Annotated in this window: 16 protein-coding genes and 2 pseudogenes; 3 read left to right on the top strand and 15 right to left on the bottom strand. The window is 53.9% G+C overall.

Going from position 1 to position 17,406, the window contains the following annotated elements; genetic code table 11:
* Positions 1–26: 26 nt before the first annotated feature.
* On the bottom strand, positions 27–512 hold the full coding sequence (locus ADICEAN_RS15465) for a hypothetical protein (RefSeq protein ID WP_009196571.1): 486 nt from the start codon (positions 510–512) through the stop codon (positions 27–29).
* 417 nt (positions 513–929) lie between these two features.
* Between ADICEAN_RS15465 and ADICEAN_RS15460 the strand changes: the two genes are divergently transcribed.
* Together ADICEAN_RS15460 and yidC are read left to right on the top strand one after the other, a co-directional pair.
* Positions 930–2,555 carry a CTP synthase gene (locus tag ADICEAN_RS15460; RefSeq protein WP_009196570.1) on the top strand — a complete coding sequence of 542 codons (1,626 nt, stop codon included), beginning with the start codon at positions 930–932 and terminating at the stop codon, positions 2,553–2,555.
* A 9-nt stretch (positions 2,556–2,564) separates the two neighbouring features.
* A complete protein-coding gene (gene yidC / locus ADICEAN_RS15455) occupies positions 2,565–4,391 on the top strand; it encodes a membrane protein insertase YidC (protein WP_009196569.1) in 1,827 nt (608 codons plus the stop codon).
* Positions 4,392–4,499: 108 nt separating this feature from the next.
* Here the strand turns inward: yidC and ADICEAN_RS15450 are convergent, their stop codons facing one another.
* From ADICEAN_RS15450 to cmk, 14 genes and pseudogenes are all read right to left on the bottom strand, one after another.
* Positions 4,500–4,910, bottom strand: coding sequence for a macro domain-containing protein (locus ADICEAN_RS15450; protein WP_394330759.1), 411 nt, complete (start codon positions 4,908–4,910; stop codon positions 4,500–4,502).
* Between the two features lie 133 nt (positions 4,911–5,043).
* Positions 5,044–5,580: an ATP-grasp domain-containing protein gene (locus ADICEAN_RS23040; protein ID WP_009196566.1), complete on the bottom strand. Its 537-nt coding sequence runs from the start codon at positions 5,578–5,580 to the stop codon at positions 5,044–5,046.
* A 2-nt stretch (positions 5,581–5,582) separates the two neighbouring features.
* Positions 5,583–6,107, bottom strand: a complete 525-nt coding sequence (locus tag ADICEAN_RS23035) for a glutathione synthetase (protein ID WP_009196565.1) — start codon at positions 6,105–6,107, stop codon at positions 5,583–5,585.
* Between the two features lie 20 nt (positions 6,108–6,127).
* A complete protein-coding gene (locus ADICEAN_RS15440) occupies positions 6,128–7,966 on the bottom strand; it encodes a flavohemoglobin expression-modulating QEGLA motif protein (RefSeq protein WP_083879751.1) in 1,839 nt (612 codons plus the stop codon).
* A complete protein-coding gene (locus ADICEAN_RS15435; protein WP_009196563.1) occupies positions 7,896–8,765 on the bottom strand; it encodes an N-formylglutamate amidohydrolase in 870 nt (289 codons plus the stop codon). The genes ADICEAN_RS15440 and ADICEAN_RS15435 overlap by 71 nt, the downstream gene beginning before the upstream one ends.
* Positions 8,766–8,823: 58 nt before the next feature.
* On the bottom strand, positions 8,824–9,516 hold the full coding sequence (locus ADICEAN_RS15430; RefSeq protein ID WP_009196562.1) for a metallophosphoesterase: 693 nt from the start codon (positions 9,514–9,516) through the stop codon (positions 8,824–8,826).
* A complete protein-coding gene (locus ADICEAN_RS15425) occupies positions 9,513–10,166 on the bottom strand; it encodes a DUF502 domain-containing protein (RefSeq protein ID WP_009196561.1) in 654 nt (217 codons plus the stop codon). The genes ADICEAN_RS15430 and ADICEAN_RS15425 overlap by 4 nt, the downstream gene beginning before the upstream one ends.
* Before the next feature lie 279 nt (positions 10,167–10,445).
* Positions 10,446–11,054 (bottom strand): annotated as a pseudogene (nqrE, locus tag ADICEAN_RS15420) (NADH:ubiquinone reductase (Na(+)-transporting) subunit E); the annotation flags it as partial.
* A 6-nt stretch (positions 11,055–11,060) separates the two neighbouring features.
* A complete protein-coding gene (locus tag ADICEAN_RS15415) occupies positions 11,061–11,735 on the bottom strand; it encodes an NADH:ubiquinone reductase (Na(+)-transporting) subunit D (RefSeq protein WP_009196559.1) in 675 nt (224 codons plus the stop codon).
* The gene (gene nqrC, locus ADICEAN_RS15410; RefSeq protein ID WP_009196558.1) at positions 11,732–12,556 is read right to left on the bottom strand and encodes an NADH:ubiquinone reductase (Na(+)-transporting) subunit C; all 825 of its coding nucleotides are present in this window, start codon (positions 12,554–12,556) and stop codon (positions 11,732–11,734) included. Before nqrC ends, ADICEAN_RS15415 begins: the two co-directional genes overlap by 4 nt.
* Positions 12,543–13,750, bottom strand: a pseudogene (locus ADICEAN_RS15405) (NADH:ubiquinone reductase (Na(+)-transporting) subunit B). The gene nqrC and the pseudogene ADICEAN_RS15405 overlap by 14 nt, the downstream one beginning before the upstream one ends.
* A complete protein-coding gene (locus ADICEAN_RS15400; RefSeq protein WP_009196555.1) occupies positions 13,750–15,114 on the bottom strand; it encodes a Na(+)-translocating NADH-quinone reductase subunit A in 1,365 nt (454 codons plus the stop codon). Before ADICEAN_RS15400 ends, ADICEAN_RS15405 begins: the two are co-directional and overlap by 1 nt.
* 105 nt (positions 15,115–15,219) lie before the next feature.
* Positions 15,220–16,119 carry a 4-hydroxy-3-methylbut-2-enyl diphosphate reductase gene (locus ADICEAN_RS15395; protein ID WP_009196554.1) on the bottom strand — a complete coding sequence of 300 codons (900 nt, stop codon included), beginning with the start codon at positions 16,117–16,119 and terminating at the stop codon, positions 15,220–15,222.
* Positions 16,116–16,817, bottom strand: coding sequence for a (d)CMP kinase (cmk, locus tag ADICEAN_RS15390; protein WP_009196553.1), 702 nt, complete (start codon positions 16,815–16,817; stop codon positions 16,116–16,118). Before cmk ends, ADICEAN_RS15395 begins: the two co-directional genes overlap by 4 nt.
* 244 nt (positions 16,818–17,061) lie before the next feature.
* Between cmk and ADICEAN_RS22365 the strand changes: the two genes are divergently transcribed.
* A partial coding sequence (locus ADICEAN_RS22365; protein WP_040397501.1) for an amidohydrolase family protein occupies positions 17,062–17,406 on the top strand: 345 nt, incomplete at its 3' end.

Below are 17,406 nucleotides of genomic sequence, written 5' to 3'. Positions count from 1 at the left end.
CATCATTAAAGGTAATGGCAATGGTTTCACCGGGGCATACATAATAGAAAGGAGGACAGGGCCAGCTCGCCCCCGTTCTCATCATCGGTATCCCATACGGTAACATTCCCCCTATAGAATTTGGAAGTACACTCTACCGTATTGTTGATAATGGGGTAGGCCTCTACTACATAGTTGCAGTCTTCGCCCCCTTTGGGGTAAGTATGTTTAATATTTTTGATTTCATACACCCAACTTGTACCATCTGCGTTCAGGCTTGCACTTGCCGGAAAGATCTCCGGAGCGCTTCCATCAGCCCAGCTTACCTTGATTTTGAAGTTGGCTATGGCCGGCTGGCTTGCCGGAGAAAAGAAGCGCGCCTGCAGGGTAGCCACAACCGGAGCGCAGCGCTTGTCGGGAAAAATATCGCCTCCCGCGCCGGTGATCATGCTGCAATCCTGAGCATTAGCTGCGCTATACCCCAGCAGCAGCACAAGCACCCAGGTCTGTAGGAGTATGGTAAACGTTTTCAATATGCAGTCTCCTTTTAAATAATGGTGTAAGCCTGATGCAGGCTTTTTCACTATTTTAAAGGTAGGGAGAGGCTGCCTCTAAAATTTGCAAAAAGAGGGGGGCACCTTACACCCATAATGTAAAGCCCAAAAAGAGGAGAAATTGAATTTTTGCAACAGCTGTTTTGCCCTCGAATAATTCTATTTGTAGAAATAATCCACAGTCTATTTCTCCTTCTTTGCCCTACTCCCCCATCTTTCTCACCGCCCCTTGGCAGAACACTATTTACACCGTGCCAGCCCTATTTGTACTTTTACAAATGGGAGCTGCCTGCCCGAGCCGGGGCCTGCTGCCAGATAAAAAAGAAAAGCCTTTTACTTTATTCGGCGGAAAAAGCTACCTTTGTACCCCGTAAGTCGTGCACCATCTATACTTGAATGGCATCAGCTAAATATATCTTCGTTACGGGCGGAGTAACTTCTTCCTTAGGAAAAGGCATCATTTCAGCCTCTCTGGGCAAGTTGCTACAGGCCCGCGGCTTTCGGGTAACCATCCAGAAATTCGACCCCTACATCAACATCGATCCGGGCACCCTCAATCCCTACGAGCATGGCGAGTGCTATGTGACCAATGATGGGGCCGAGACCGACCTGGACCTGGGGCATTATGAGCGCTTTCTGGGCATCAGCACCTCACAGGCCAACAACATCACCACCGGCCGCATTTACCATAATGTAATCACTGCCGAGCGCCAGGGTAAATTCCTGGGCAAGACCGTGCAGGTGGTGCCCCACATTACTGATGAGATCAAACGCAATGTGTACCTGCTGGGCGAAACCGGCGAGTATGATTTTGTGATCACCGAAATAGGCGGCTGCGTGGGCGACATTGAGTCGCTGCCCTTCATAGAAGCGGTGCGCCAGGTAAAATGGGAGGTGGGCCCAAATAACTTCCTGGTGATCCACCTGACGCTGATCCCCTACCTGAAATCGGCTGGCGAGCTTAAGACCAAACCCACCCAGCACTCGGTAAAACAGTTGTTGGAAGCGGGTATTCAGCCCGATATTCTGGTATGCCGCTCAGAGCACCGCCTGCCGCAGGACATCCGCAAAAAGCTGGCCCTGTTCTGCAACGTAAACATCAACTCGGTGATTGAGGCCCTGGATGCCGAAACCATCTACGATGTGCCCCTGCTGATGCTCAAAGAAAAGCTGGATGAGCGCGTGCTTTCCAAAATGCGCATGCCCCATAAGCAGGAGCCGGCCATTGAGCACTGGAAGGAGTTTCTGGGCAAGCTCAAAAACCCTACCAGCGATGTGTGCATAGGCCTGGTGGGCAAATATGTAGAGCTGCCCGATGCCTACAAGTCCATCATCGAGTCGTTTGTACATGCCGGTGCCCACAACGAGTGCAAGGTGCAGCTGAAGCTGATCCACTCTGAGGAGATCACCGCCGACAATGCCGCTCAGATGCTGGGCCATCTGGATGGTATTCTGGTAGCGCCCGGCTTTGGCGACCGGGGCATTGAGGGCAAGATCGAGACTGTACGCTTTGCCCGCGAGAGCGGCATCCCCTTCCTGGGCATCTGCCTGGGCATGCAATGTGCCGTAATTGAATTTGCGCGCAATGTGCTGGGCCTAAAAGGTGCCAACTCTACCGAAATGGACAAGGACACCCCCCATCCGGTAATTGCCCTGATGGAAGATCAGAAAAACCTACAGGAAATGGGCGGCACCATGCGCCTGGGCAGCTATGCCTGCGAGTTGCGCAAAGGCAGCAAGGCCGCGCAGGCCTATGGCAAACTCAAGATCAGCGAGCGCCATCGCCACCGCTATGAGTTTAACAACCAGTATCTGAAAGAATTTGAAAAGGCTGGCATGCTGGCCTCGGGCACCAATCCCGATACCGGCCTGGTGGAGATGATCGAGCTAAAGGACCACCCCTGGTTTGTGGGCGGGCAGTTTCACCCCGAGCTGCAGAGCCGGGTATTGACCCCTCACCCCCTCTTTATCCGCTTTGTGAAGGCGGCCCAGGAATACAAGGAAAAGAAACAGAAGGATTAACACGCGAAAATGGACAAAGACAAAATAACGGGTCTGGTGCTGATCAGTATACTGTTTATGGTATACATGTTCTTCTTTGCACCGGAGCCCCCTGCCCCGGCCCCGCAGCAGCAGGCGCCTACCAGCCAGGCGGCTGATGCTCAGGCATCGGCACAGCCTGCCGAAGCAGCCCTGCCCGACTCCCTGCGCCAGGCCCAGATGAGCCAGCGCTGGGGTGCCTATGCCGCCGCCATGCAGGGCGATGAGCAGGAGATAGTGCTGGAGAACGAACTGGTGCGCATAGCCCTAAGCAGCCGCGGGGGCATAGTGAAAAGCGTATTGCTGAAAGAATACAAGACCTATCATCAGCAACCCCTTTACCTGGTAGAAGAAGGCAAGGCCCAGTTTAGCCTGCAGACCCAGACCGAGCGGGGCCCGATAGACCTGCACAGCCTGTACTATAGCCCCCAGACCCGCACTACCGAGGCCGGACAGCAGGTAGTCTTTAGCCTGAATCTGCCCAATGGCGCCCAGGTGCAGCATGCCTATACCCTGCCTGCCGATAGCTACCAGCTGCAGTACGATCTGAAGACCAGCGGCATGAGCCAGCAGGCACCCCTGGAGTACCGATGGCAGCAGCGCCTGCGCAACCTGGAGCGGGATATTGACGACAGCCGTACCCGCACCACCCTCAACTACTACACCCTTGGCGAAGACTACGAGGAGCTGGACCGGCATACCACTGGCCTGGAAGAAGAGCAGATTGGCGAGCCCATCAAATGGGTAGGGATTAACCACCGCTTCTTTACCGCAGCCCTCATTGCCAGGGATGGTAGCTTCAGCAGCGGCGCCATCTCGGCCAATATACCGGCCAATGATACCAGCTTTGTAAAACATGCCGATATTCGCCTGCAGCTCTCTGATAGCGTAGCACAGGCCGGCGGAAGCTTTACCTACTTCTTCGGCCCCAATAACTACTACATGCTGCGCAAGGTAACAGATGGCTTTGGCCAAAACGTGCACCTGGGCTATTTTATCCTGCGCCCCATCAACAAGTGGCTGATCATCCCGGTTTTCCACTTCCTGGAGCAGTTTATCAGCAATTACGGCATCATCATCTTCCTGCTGGTGCTCTTTATCAAGCTGCTGCTTTTTCCGCTCACCTATAAGTCCTATATGGGCATGGCCAAAATGCGGGTACTGAAGCCGCAGATTGATGAGCTAAAGGAAAAGCATGGGGACGACCCCATGAAGATGCAGCAGGAGCAGATGAAGCTTTACTCGCAGCTGGGCATTAACCCCATCAGCGGCTGTTTGCCCATGCTGCTGCAGATGCCCATTCTGTTTGCCATGTTCTACTTCTTCCCCAACTCTATTGAGCTGCGGCAGGAGCAGTTCCTCTGGGCCAATGACCTCTCTACCTACGACAGCATTGTAACGCTGCCCTTCAAGATCCCCTTCTATGGTGATCATGTAAGCCTATTCTGTTTGCTGATGACGGTATCGACCATCATTTATACCCACCGCAACCAGCAGATGTCGGCTGCCGTGCAGGGCCCCATGAAGACGCTGAGCTACATCATGCCCATCACCTTCCTATTCTTCCTGAACTCCTTCCCCGCTGCGCTTACCTACTATTACTTTGTTTCCAACATCGTAACCTTTGCCCAGCAGGATCTGATCCGCCGTTTTGTGGATGACAACAAGATACTGGCCATGCTGGAGCGCAACCGCCTGAAGAACAAAGACAAGAAAAAAGGTGGTTTTCAGGCTCGACTGGAAGAAGCCCTCAAGGCCAGCCAGGAAGCCCAGCGCCAGCAAAAAGACGAGAAACAGGCCCGCAAGCCTAAAAAATAGGCTGGCTAAGCATGCTGCTGCTCCCTTTGGCAGTGCTGCCCTGCAGATAAAAATAAAGAAGCCCCGGCCAATGTGGCCGGGGCTTCTTTATGGTAGTGCCGACAAGCACTAGAGCGAGATGGCCTCGCCCCGCATGCGCTGGCGGTAGAGCTGAAAATTCTCATCATCGAAGCACACAAAGCGAACTTCCTTCACATTGGTACACTGGGCCTCCTGCAGGCAGTAGCGCACCATGCCGATGGCAATCTCGGCCGCTTCTTCTTTGGGGTAGCCGTATACGCCAGTGCTGATGTTGGGAAAGGCCACCGAGCTCAGGCAATGTTCGTGGGCCAGCAGCAGGCTGTTCTGGTAACAGTCGGCCAGTACCTTGCCTTCCCGTTTAGAGCCACCTTTCCAGATGGGACCGGCCGTATGGATCACAAAGCGGGCCGGCAGCTGGCCGGCAGTTGTAAGCACCGCCTCGCCGGGCTTGATGCCTTTATTGCCCCGTTTGGCCACAATTTCCCGGCAGGCCTCCAGTATGGAAGGGCCTCCGGCGGCGTGGATGGCGCCATCTACCCCACCCCGCCCTGCAGCTTGGTGTTGGCAGCATTTACCAGCGCATCCACCTTCTGTTTGGTCAGATCTCCCTTAACTAATACAATTTGCGCCATTAGAGCGTGTTAAGCAGTTTATTGGAAAGGCGTCCAGGCCCGTACACCCGGCGGTACTCTACCTTACGCTCGATGGCTTCGCACAGGGGTGCCGCAAAGTTGTACTCCATCATGTTGTTGATATCGGTAAGGCCACCCGGGCTAAAGATATTGGTTTCCATGAGCTTTTTGCCGGCAATGTCCAGCCCGCAGATAAACACCCCATCCTGCACCAGTTTGGGACGTACCCAGCTGGCCAGCTCCCGGATCTCATCGGTTAGCTTGGCTTTCTTGATCTTGCCCCCGGCCGATACGTTGTTGCGGGCATCGCCGGTATCGTTAAAGCGGTGCATGGCGGCCAGCTTGCCGTCCGGCTCAAAGATCTCGCCATTGATCATAAACAGGCGAATATCGCCCTGGGCTGCTTCGGGCAGGTATTCCTGCACAATGATGTAGCCATCGCGCAGGTTGGCTTCGATCATGGAATTAAGGTTGGCTTCGTTCTTTTCATTCACCAGAAATACCCCCTGTCCGCCGGAGCCCTGCAGGGGTTTCATCACTACGCCGCCCTTTTTTTCTGCTCCTGGTAAAACTCCTTGATCTCCTTTGGATCGCGGGAGATAACGGTCTTGGGCCGAACCTCTTCCGGAAACTGCTGAAAATACATTTTATTTACACTATCGGAAAGGGTAAAGGGGTCGTTGAGCACAATAACCCCATCCTGGGTGGCTACCTGTCCGAATACGGCGCCGGCTGTCTGGGCCCACTGCTGTCCCTGCTGGCGGGAAGGGTCATTGCGCACAAAGATCACATCCAGCTCGGCTCCTGAGATGGTTTGCGGCGCAGTGCGCTTATCTTTTGCGCTTTCGATGATATCGCGTATGTATTCTTCCTGCGTTTTGTAGCTCTTTTTAGACGCTACATAGGCATGGGCGCCCATATGCCCGTCGGCATGATAGGCCATGTTGCGCACATCGGACAGTAGTACCTCATGCCCCTTATTGTGCATGTGGTGCGCCAGTAGAACGGTGGTGTTGCGCTCATATTCGGTAGCGACATCATCCAGTACAAAAAGTATTTTCATTGGGTTAAAAAAATAAGCATTTAGGTAAGAAGCGAAAGTACATCTACCTTGTTGTGTAAACTTTTAAGCCGCCTCATGCTTTCCGGATCCTGAAAATAGCGGGGCATGATGGGGGCTGGTCTGAGTATTTTGCGTTGTATCAGTTCATCAATAATGGGCAGATAATCCTGTCGTATCTTGCCAATGAGCAGGGGGGCCAGCTCATTGCCTTCTGCAAGATGGTTGAGCAGGTGCAGCAGGCCCCTCAGGTACACGGCATCTTTGGTCATACCGCCGCCGCGGTACACCCGTTCGGTAATGCTGTAGGCCGTATAGGGGGTAAATCCCTTGTCTTTATGCAAGACCCGGAAAGTCTCGGCAAAATCGGCCTCCTTTAGCAGGCAGCTTACGGCAATAACCCGACCGGCCAGCGTACGCAGCCTGCCCAGTGTTAACCCTCCTACCAGGTATTCTGAAAGCACCGCCAGTCCTTCCTGCAGATCCTCATACCCTGGAGAACCTACGTACATCTGGCGCAAGGGTTGTGCCTTGCCATTGTAGAAGGTAAGCACATGGGTGCCCACCTCGTGCTGAATAAGGGCCTGTGCCCGCCGGCTGTTGGTGGTAAATCCTTCTCCGATGAGCAACTGTCCGCGCGAAACCATCAGGCCGGTGATGTCTTTGCGGATGTTTACGGTGGCATCCAGCGCCTCATACTGCTGTTTCATCCAGGCAATTTCCTGGCGGGCCATCTCGGCAAAGGCTTCCGTGCTGATGGGGTGCGTCTGATCCTCGTCGGCCTCGTCCAGCACAGCCTCCTGCTGATAATCCAGGATCTGGTTGGCCTTGGCTACGAGTTCTTCTTCGGCCCCGCCAAACACCTGTATGCTGGAGAGCCTGAAATCAGGGGTATTGCGCTCTTCCAGCATGTTGAGCAGGCGCTCCAGCTCCTTGCGCTTATCCCGGAACACAAAGGCAAGGGTTGGATCATCCAGCTCCTCAATGGGCACCTGGTAGAGGCGGCGCTTTAGCAGTTCGGGATCTACTGGTATGAGCCGGTACAGAAAGGTGGGCGCCTGGTTGTAGCCGCTCCTTTTAAATTCCTGCCAGGCTTCCTGGTGATTGACCACTGAGGTGAGCAGCAAAAAATCAAAACTGCTGCTGATCTCCACCAGCTCCTGATCGATCTCCCATACCAGGGCCCCCTCATGCTGGCGGCCCAGGCTGTGGTAGTGGGCCACCTCCATGCGCGTCTGCACCCGGGCAAAGTCATAGAAGAACTTGCGCAGGGCTATGGAAAGCTCCCGGCGAAACTGCCGGAAGATAACTGGAAACAGGCGCCTGGTACGGCTACTCAGATAAAAGGGGGCTATAGCCATGCCCAGGGCCCGCACGGTTTCTTCTTCCAGCAGGCTGCGGGGCAGCAGGGGCTCAAATCCCTTTGGAAACTTGTCCGTGGTTTTTACCTGCTGGGTAAGGGCCAGGGGAAACTCGGCCAGCTCCTTTTTAAGGGTGTCCACAAACTGCTTATTGGTGTCATCAGCGCTTACCAGCCCAAAACCCTGCTTTTGGTCGGAGCGCCAGACCTCCAGCAGCAGAAAGGCGCCAAAGCGCTTGCGCATGCTTTCGGCCAGCTGGCACAAAAAGGCCTCGGCTTCCTCCCGGTCTGCCTCCTGCAGCAGCAGGTAAGCCGGCTGGGTGGTTACCAGCATGCCCTCCGACGATTTGCTGACGCCTTCCGGATAGCGGTAGAGGCACAGGAACGGCACAGGCCGGTCTATGTGCAGCAGACTACCCCCGGGCAGGGTCTCATGTACGCTCTTGTCGTTCTTTATCTGGTCTAGTAACGGCTTGGTTTGTGCTGTAGGTCCCTCGATCATGTACGTCTGGTCGTTGAATTAATGTGGCTGCCCGCTCCAGTACAGGGGCTGCAGTTGCTTTAAGTGCCTGCCCGATGCGGTGCAGGTGATTCTGATCCAGTTCATTGGTCCACTCATCCATAAAGGTCTTTTTAAACTCAATGGATAGGCTGCAGGCCTTATTGCCGAAGCGCTCATGGACCCAGTGCATAAAATGGCCCCCTTCAAATTTTACGTTCTCGCGTATGTCGGGTTTTTCAACCCCCGGGTAGTTGCTCCGGTAGCTGGCCGTAAACGTATCGATCACCGGGCGCCAGCGGCCCAGGTCTATGTTGCCCAGCCCCAGGTTGATCTCCGGGTTCTTCTCTTCACTGGCCGGGCGGGCCTGCGGGCCACCGCGGCGGTGGTTGTAGGTATGCAGGTCATAGATAAAAACAAACCCCCAGCGATCTATTTTCTTTTGGAGCAGAGCTTCGGCGGCCGCATAGAAGGCATCATAGTTTTGCAGAGATTCTTCTACTTCATCCTTAGGGATGGACTGCCGCCATACATGCAGGCCCCAGGCATCTTCCGGCTTCAGGTAAATGGCCTTGTTGCGGGGCCGGTTCAGGTCGGTCTCAAAACGGGAATAGTGGCCGATGATATGGGTAGGAAACAGGCGGGCGAGGGTGCCGGTATGGGGGTCTTCTTCCCGCAGGCGCTCCTCTTTGCTCAGGCCCATATAGGCATTGATGGAAGGGCGCAGGCGGTGTCCGTCATGAATGGCGGCTGCCAGCAGCGGCCCCTCCCCCTCCTCTATTGTATAAAAATTGGTATTCATCTCTCCTCTGGTTGGTAAGGTTCTAGGAAGAGAACACCGTAGGAGCGCTTTGGTTACCTTATGGCTGGTAATTCTCGCTGATATCAATATTGGGCTGGCTTAGCCACTGCCAGCTGCCAAGCTCCAGGGCAAGCAGCCTGCCCTGCCGGGGATTGCCGCGGTACACACAGCCGGCATCCAGCGAAATATCCAGAGCAGTAGTATCCTCAAGTGTTTTTATGATCTGCTCCAGGTCGGTGGGGGTATGGCCATGCAGCACCCGCCTGCCTCCGGTCTGGCGGGTATCTACCGTATACTCCCGTAGCGTAAGCATGGCCTCTCCGGGCTGGTACGGATCCTGGGCTTCAAAATCAAAGCCGGAGTGCACCAGCAGCCACTGATCCAGGCTCAGGTACCATTTCAGTTCCTTAAAAAAGTGGATGTACTGCTCGGGGATATCGGCCGGGTGGTCTATGCCAAAATTGGCCAGAAAGGTGCCGCCCCCTTTTTCCCGCAGGCTGGTGAGGTCCGACTTGCCGGCCAGCACCTTCAGGATCTCCTGCTCATGGTTGCCGCGCAGCAGCTCCAGCTGGTAGCCCTTCTGACGCAGGTCCATAATATAGTCCAGCACCTGCCGGCTAAAGGGACCTTTATTGATGTAGTCGCCCAGCAGGTAGAGCGTATCCTGCCGGCTAAGCCTGATCTGCTGCTCCAGCAGGGCTTTAAAGGTGTGGTAGCAGCCGTGGATATCGGTGATCACCCACCGCCTCATGGTGCCAGTGGGCTGCTCATGGGGCTGTTCTGCGGTTCATCCTTGAGGGCCGCTTCCTGGTTGCGGGCATGTTCTTCGGCCAGCAGCAGCTCCTGATAGCCGCTTACGCCGCCCGATACCACAAACTTCATCACATCACCACTGGGCAGGTGCAGCAGGCTTACCCGCTCCCGGGGCACAATGTAGAGGTTGCCCGAAAAGTTGTAGGAGTGCGGCAGGTATACGGCCACCTTATCGGCATGGCCCATGATGCGCATGTCGTCCTGGGTCATAAAGCCTACTTTGTAGAGCTGGCTTCCCTCCTGCATCTCCACAATTACCGGCTGGTTAAATTTTTTCTTATCCCCTACAAAGGCTGCCAGCAGGTCTTTGATGCTGGAGTAGATCATGCTGATGAGGGGTACTTCCATGATGAGCTCTTCTACCAGCTCAAAAATGGGTTTGGCCATAAAGGTAGAGGCCAGGTAACCGATCAGGGTAATGAGGGAGGCTACGATCAGCAGGCCCAGGCCGGGTATTTCGGCCGGCACCAGGCTATCGATCCAGGCCAGGGTTACTACAATGATGTAGACCGTTAGCGCTATGGGTACCAGAATAAGAAGGCCCCTAAGGAAAAAATACAACAGGCGCTTGGTGGTGAATTTACTCATGAGGAAAAAAGCAGATTTCAGGCTGGGCTCCCCTGCTTATGAGGCAAATGGGCCCGCTACACAAACAGTACGCAAAACAAGCAACTTTTGGTTTATCCTCCGGAAAAAATATAAACAAAAAGCCCTGCCGGAGAGGGGCAGGGCTTCTATAGATCAATCGGGATAAAAAGCGAATCAGTCAATGTAGTGGATACCGGCAGAGGCCGATTCCTGGGGCGCTACTATCTCGGTGGTATTCTCAGTGCCCGGAATGGCCGTTTCATCCTCATTCTCATTGCCCAGCTTAATGCCCATGAAGGACATGAAGCCCAAGCCCATAAGGCCGGTAATGATCATGGTAATGCCCAGTCCCTTGAGGCCGTCGGGTACATTGGAGTACATCAGGCGCTCCCGGATGGCCGCCAGCGCAATAATGGCAATAAACCAGCCAATACCGGAGGTAAAGCCAAACACAGCCGCTTCGGTAAGGGTATAATCGCGCTGTACCATGAACAGGGACGAGCCCAGAATGGCACAGTTTACCGCAATCAGCGGCAGGAAGATACCCAGTGAGCCATAGAGGGCGGGCGAGAATTTCTCAATCACCATTTCCACCAGCTGCACCATGGCCGCAATAATGGCAATGAACATGATAAACTGCAGAAAACTAAGGTCTACAGTGGCCAGGTCGGCGCTCAGCCAGCTAAGGGCTCCCTCGCTAAGCACATACTCCTGCAGCAGCCAGTTAACCGGCACAGTAATGGTAAGTACGAAGATAACCGCCAGACCAAGACCAAAGGCAGTACTTACTTTTTTGGAAACGGCCAGATAGGAGCACATTCCCAGAAAGTAAGCGAACACCATGTTCTCGATAAAGATGGATCTTACACCTAAGCTAATCAGTTCCATAATGGCTTATTTTTCTACGTAACCAGTTTTTGTTCTTTGTACCCAAATGATGATGCCCAGGATAAGGAAGGCACCCACAGGGGTTACCATCAGACCATTATTTGGGAAATCAAGGCCAATGGCCTCAAACACCTTCATGCCGTATACCGCACCGGATCCGAGCAATTCGCGGAAGAAGGCCACGGTTAGGATGATCCAGGCGTAGCCAAATCCACTGCCCAGACCGTCCAGAATGGAATCATAAGGCTTATTGCCCATGGCAAATGCCTCCAGACGGCCCATGATGATACAGTTGGTAATGATAAGGCCTACAAATACCGACAGCTGCCGGGAAATGTCATAGGCATAGGCTTTCAGCACCTGGTCTACCAGAATTACCAGCGAAGCAACAATTGCCAGCTGTACAATAATGCGGATCCGGCTGGGGATGATGTTCCGCATCAGGGAGATGATCAGGTTAGACATTACCACAACCACAATAACCGCAATGGCCATGGTGGTAGTAGGCAGCATCTGGCTTGTAACCGCCAGGGCCGAGCAGATGCCCAGTACCTGTATGGTAATGGGGTTATCGTCGTTCAGGGGGTCTACCAACAGCTTGCGGCGGCGCTTCGACAGAAGCGCTTCGGCAGGCTTTTTGGCCACTTTTATCTCTTGGGTTTCTGCTATTTGCGCGCTCATTGTACCTCCTCCGTTTGTACGTTTTCTTTCATGGGCTGCTGGTCTTCAATTACCTCATCAACCTGCTCGGCCTTGCGGATCTCGTCCTGATCGGCAGAGTCAATGGTTTTAAAGTAATTGGAGTAGTAGCGGAAATATCGCATCAGCATATCGTTTACGCCATTGGCTGTCATGGTTGAGCCTGACATACCATCCACATGATACTCATCGTAAATAGAAGCATCACCGGTCTCGGCTTTCATCATCTGTACAGACACCAGATCGCCTACATTGTTATAGATTTTCTTGCCAATGTAGCGGTCCTGTACCTCGCCATCGGTGATGCGGGCGCCCAGACCAGGGGTTTCGCCCTTGTGGTCAAAGCGTACGCCCTTAATGGTTACCAGGTCTTTTTCTAGGGCCACAAAACCCCAGATACGGTCCCAAAGGCCATTGCCGTATACAGGAATGATGTAGTTTTGAATCTCTCCGTTGTCGCCTTTGAACTCGAATACGGGAAACAGACGCTCCTGTGGAGACTTCTTGAATTCCTTTCCTACATCGATTGACTCGGCAATAACGGCTGTGCCATCGTCCAGGCGCTCTACCACATCCCCATCGATGTCGACCACCAGGGATGAAATACGCTCTTCCCAGATCTGGTTTACATCATCCCCTTCCTTTATCTCCATTACGGCACTCAGGATCTTGGTGCGGGTATCCAACTTCACTGCCTTTTGCTGGGGCTCTCGTAAGCCTACCGCTGCTGCCGCCAGCAACCCACCGATGATTACGGTAAGGATGGCTGCAAATCCGATTACATATGCATTAGACTGTCGCACGGGCTACTCGTTTTAGTCGTCTGTTCTTATTGGCTTGTACTACATAGTGGTCGATCAGCGGAGCCAGTACGTTCATCAGAAGTACGGCCAGCATGATGCCCTCGGGGAAGGCCGGGTTAAACACCCGGATAATTACCGTAAGCACGCCGATGAGGAAACCATAGATCCACTTGCCCGTCTCGGTATGGGTAGCCGAAACCGGGTCGGTCACCATAAAGGCCGCGCCAAAGGCCAGACCACCGGTGAGCAGATGGTAATACCAGGGCCACTCCATGTAGGTGTTTACCGCCATAACGTTATTGAGCAGGCCCATGAAGGCGGCGCCCAAAAAGGTGCTTAGGATCAGTTTCCAGCTGGCTACTCCGGTCAGCAGCAGAATGCCAATGCCTACAAGGCACATCAGCACAGAAGAAGCGCCGATGGAGTCGGGGTACCCGCCCAGAAAGAGGTTCCAGATGCCAAACAGGTCGCCATTCTGGCCCAGCCAGCTGGCATCCATGGCCTGCACCACGTTTACCTTATCAATATTAGCCTGGGCCGCCACCGCAAGGGGGGTAGCACCGGTATAGCCTTCCACAGCAACTTTGTCGCCATAGTAGGTCCACACATCGCCGGATATATCGGTTGGATAAGCAAAGTAAAGGAAAGCACGGGCCGTCATGGCCACGTTGAGTACGTTCATGCCGGTGCCGCCAAAACTTCTTTGGCAATCAGTACGGCAAAGATGGTGGCCAGCGCCACCTGCCAGAGCGGAATGGTCACCGGCAGGATCAGGGGAATAAGCATACCCGTTACCAGGAAGCCTTCGTTGATGGGGTGCTTGCGCACTACGGCAAAAACGGCCTCCACTATGCCACCGGCTACGTAGGATACCAGTACAATAGGCAGCACCAGGGTAGCGCCCAGCACTACGGATTTCCAGAACTCAGGCTCCTCTCCTACTGCCAGGTAGTGCTGATAGCCGCTGTTCCAGATACCAAAAAGCAAACAGGGGATCATGGCGATCACCACCGTCATCATAAAGCGCTTCAGGTTATTGGCATCCCGGATCTGTGCCCCTTTCGCCCCCGTTACATGGTTGGGCGTAAACATGAAGGTTTCTCCTGCCTCAAAGAGGTAGTAGAACTTTTCAAACTTACCCCCCTTCTCAAACATGGGCTTCTGTTTGTCCATTAAATCGCGTAATGCTTTCATTAGCTATATTGCATTAAGGTAAGTCCTTCTCTCAGAATGGCCTGGAAGTCGTGCTTCGATACATCGATGAATTCGCACAGGGCCAGATCTTCTTCTATCACTTCATAAATTCCCAGCGCCTCCATGCCGTCATAATCCTCAGCCATGATGGCCTTCACCAGGTACTCGGGCATAATGTCCATGGGCACTACTTTTCCATAGGAGCTGGTTTGCACAAAGGCCCGCTCCTCACCCTGCAGGTTGGTATCTACCACAAAGGGTTTGTTGGGCCGCAGGAAGGACAGCAGGCCAAAGGAGCGATGGAAGCTCAGCTTGTCGGCCGTAGGCTTAAGCCAGCCCAGGAAATCGTAGTACTTGCCTTCAGGAATAACGGTTACCATATTGTCATGGAAGCCAAGATAGCCCTCACGGCCCACATTGGTTCCGGTAAGCACGTTGCCGCTAATGTAGCGCAGCTCACCTGCTTTTACACCATTGCCTATCAGCTTGCCTACCTGGGCACCAGACCAGGTTTTGATGTACTGGGGGGTGGTAAGCTCGGAGCCGGTAAGCGCTACCAGCTTGGAGCTGTCGTAGCGGCCATCTACCAGCAGCTTGCCAATCTGCACCACCCCTACCGGGTTGATGGTCCAGACAATATCGCCTTTGTTGATGGGATCGATGTGGTGGATCTGCACGCCCACATTGCCTGCCGGGTGCTTGCCGCTGAACTTGTGCAGGGTAGCGCCTTTTACATCGGCAAATACAGGCGAAAGCTCCGCATCGGCATGGATGCCCAGGTGCACCGGGCCATCGGTAAGCCGCTTGAGCATGTCAATGCCTGCCTGGAAGTACCGCTCCTGCCCTTTGAGCAGAAAATCGTACTCCGGAGCCAGGGGGTGGGTATCGAAGGTGGAGATAAAGATGGCCCGTGGCGTAACATCCGGACTGGCAATAATGCCATAGGGACGCTGTACCAGGTGTGGCCATACCCCGCTTCGGGCAAGAAGCTCAACGGCTTCCTCACGGGGAAGCGCAGAAAGCTCGCTGGCAGACAGTTTCGGAAACTCTTCGTACACCAGCTGCTTATCGGCCAGAATGCGGATTTCCAGCAATTTGCGCTTGGCGCCCCGCACCACTTCAACTACCTCACCGCTTACCGGCGCAACAAACTGCACCTTTGGGTTGGCTTTATCGAAGAGTATCGGAGTGCCGGCTTTTACTGTGTCGCCTTCCTTAACCAGTACTTTAGGACGCTGGATCCCCCAGAAATCGGTGGGCTTTAGAGCGAAGGTTTCGGGCATTACCTCACCGGCGACTTTTCGTTCGGCCTGGCCGGCAAGGTTGATATTAAAGCCTTTTTTCAGCTTAATGACTTTCGACATTTGATACGTATTAACCCGTAAAACGGTGCAAAAATAGTAAAAAAAGCGACAATAAAAACAGAAACGACTGCTTAAAAGCTGCCCAAAGCGCAGCAATAAGGTACATCAGACTTCCTGCTGCTGGCACACCTTGCCGATATAAGAGGCTACCCGCTCCATGAGCCACATGGGGGTAGAGGTAGCACCGCATATCCCTACGCTTTGCTTGCCTTCCAGCCAGGCCGGATCGATCTCCGACTCGTTCTCGATAAAGTAACTTTGCGGATTATGGTGCTTGCAGACGGCATAGAGGGCTTTTCCGTTTGAACTTTTGCGCCCGCTTACGAACAATATCACATCGTGCTGCTGAGAAAAGCGGGCCAGCTGCGGCTCCCGGTTGCTCACCTGCCGGCAGATGCTGTCGTTGGCGTTAAAGTCCAGTACGGTAAGCGCTGCACCCCCGCGGGCGGCCTGCATGCGCTCTTCAATAAGCGCCTTGATCTCATAAAAGCCTTTTGTACTTTTTGTAGTCTGGCTAAAGAGGGTAACTGGCCGGCTAAAGTCCACACCAGCAAGGTCTTCGGGAGTGGTCACTACGATGGCATCGCCACAGGTCTGGCCGGTAAGGCCAATTACTTCGGCATGCCCCTTCTGGCCATAGATCACGATCTGCCCCTCTATTTCCTGCATTTTATCATAAGCGCCCTTTACCCGGTTTTGCAGCTTGAGCACCACCGGACAGGAGGCATCAATCAGCTCCAGGTTATTTTCCAGAGCGATCTGGTAGGTCTCCGGGGGCTCGCCATGGGCGCGGATCAGCACCTTGCAGTCGCGGAGCTCCCGCAGATCATCCCGGCTGATCACCCGCAGGCCTTTCTGGTAGAGGCGCTGCACTTCCATATCGTTGTGCACAATATCGCCCAGGCAATAAAGCGTTCCCTGCTCAGGCATTTCATCTTCGGCCATCTGTATGGCGAATTCCACGCCAAAGCAGTAGCCTGAATTTTTATCGATGGTAACGTTCATTCCTTATTTTGGAGTTGTTCCTGATGTATTGTTGTACGCGCCATGTCCAGGATCATGCCAACCTGTTCGTCCATGGTGGTGTGGGTAGTGTCGATCACATACGCATCTTCGGCCTTGCGCAGGGGGCTTTCGGCACGGGTGGTATCAATATGGTCTCGCTTGGCCAGGTTTTCCTTTACGGCTTCCAGGGCCACCAGCTGCTTTTTTTCCAGCAGCTCCTGCTGGCGGCGGGCAGCCCGCTCGTTAAAGTCGGCCGTCATGAAGATCTTGAGCTCAGCATCCGGAAACACGGTGGTGCCGATATCCCGTCCATCCATGACCACCCCTTTCTTTTTTCCCATTTTGCGTTGGAGTTCCACCATGCAGCTGCGTACCCTGGGCAGGGTGCTTACCTCGCTTACCCGCTCGGACACTTCCATGCCGCGTATCTCTTTTTCAACATTGAGGCCATTCAAATAGGTTTCATTTTCGCCGGTTTTCGGGTTATAATGAAACTCAATGCCAATGGTCTTGAGCGCCTGCTCTACGGCTTTGGGATTGGTGGGATTGACAAAATGCTGAAGAAAATAATAGGTAACAGCGCGGTACATGGCGCCGGTATCAATGTAGGCATAGTTTAACTGAGCAGCTACCCGCTTGGCAGTAGAACTTTTACCGCAGGCAGAATAGCCATCTATGGCAATTACAATTTTCTTCATCAGGTCTACAGTTTGTGGCCTTGGCCTACCATTAGCAATCTTTTACAGGGCACGGTATGGGGCCACGCTTGGGTTGTTTGCGGCCTTTATTGCTGCTTTGGCAGCCGCCCAGCACCAGGGCCAGGGCCAGCAGCAGGTAAATGAATATGGTATAGCTCCTCTTCAAAATCAGCCAGGGGGTTAAATTGTTGCAAATATAGGAATAACTTGGGTGGAGAATTGGTTCCAACAACTTTTTAACGCGATGAACGATTTGAAAACTGCCCAGACGAAATTCCGGCAGCCTGTGCAACTGGATGGAATACTGGTAGATATCCTGCAGCGGCAGCTGCGCCCGGTGCGCCTGCACCTGGCAGAGGGGCTCCTTACACGCATAGAACCGCTTGCTTCTGCCCCGGAGCAGTACTTTCTGCCCCCCTTTATCGATGCGCATGTGCACATTGAGAGCTCCATGCTTACCCCGGCGGAATTTGCCCGCCTGGCGGTAGTGCACGGCACCGGGGCCACCGTATCGGATCCGCACGAAATTGGCAATGTACTGGGCGTAGAGGGGGTGCGCTATATGCTCCGCAATGGCGCTCAGGTTCCG

Origin of the sequence: Cesiribacter andamanensis AMV16 (assembly GCF_000348925.1) — a bacterium.
GTDB classification, from domain to species: Bacteria; Bacteroidota; Bacteroidia; order Cytophagales; family Cyclobacteriaceae; genus Cesiribacter; species Cesiribacter andamanensis.
The sequence above is the reverse complement of the archived record's forward strand: the minus strand, read 5'-3'. Positions and strand labels throughout refer to the sequence as shown.

Bases quoted from the DNA above. Each gene is read 5' to 3' on its own strand.
- ADICEAN_RS15460 (WP_009196570.1), top strand. From the start codon at position 930: ATGGCATCAGCTAAATATATCTTCGTTACGGGCGGAGTAACTTCTTCC.
- yidC (WP_009196569.1), top strand. From the start codon at position 2,565: ATGGACAAAGACAAAATAACGGGTCTGGTGCTGATCAGTATACTGTTT.
- ADICEAN_RS23040 (WP_009196566.1), bottom strand. From the start codon at position 5,580: ATGAAACCCCTGCAGGGCTCCGGCGGACAGGGGGTATTTCTGGTGAAT.
- ADICEAN_RS23035 (WP_009196565.1), bottom strand. From the start codon at position 6,107: ATGAAAATACTTTTTGTACTGGATGATGTCGCTACCGAATATGAGCGC.
- ADICEAN_RS15440 (WP_083879751.1), bottom strand. From the start codon at position 7,966: ATGATCGAGGGACCTACAGCACAAACCAAGCCGTTACTAGACCAGATA.
- ADICEAN_RS15435 (WP_009196563.1), bottom strand. From the start codon at position 8,765: ATGAATACCAATTTTTATACAATAGAGGAGGGGGAGGGGCCGCTGCTG.
- ADICEAN_RS15430 (WP_009196562.1), bottom strand. From the start codon at position 9,516: ATGAGGCGGTGGGTGATCACCGATATCCACGGCTGCTACCACACCTTT.
- ADICEAN_RS15425 (WP_009196561.1), bottom strand. From the start codon at position 10,166: ATGAGTAAATTCACCACCAAGCGCCTGTTGTATTTTTTCCTTAGGGGC.
- ADICEAN_RS15415 (WP_009196559.1), bottom strand. From the start codon at position 11,735: ATGAGCGCGCAAATAGCAGAAACCCAAGAGATAAAAGTGGCCAAAAAG.
- ADICEAN_RS15400 (WP_009196555.1), bottom strand. From the start codon at position 15,114: ATGTCGAAAGTCATTAAGCTGAAAAAAGGCTTTAATATCAACCTTGCC.
- ADICEAN_RS15395 (WP_009196554.1), bottom strand. From the start codon at position 16,119: ATGAACGTTACCATCGATAAAAATTCAGGCTACTGCTTTGGCGTGGAA.
- cmk (WP_009196553.1), bottom strand. From the start codon at position 16,817: ATGAAGAAAATTGTAATTGCCATAGATGGCTATTCTGCCTGCGGTAAA.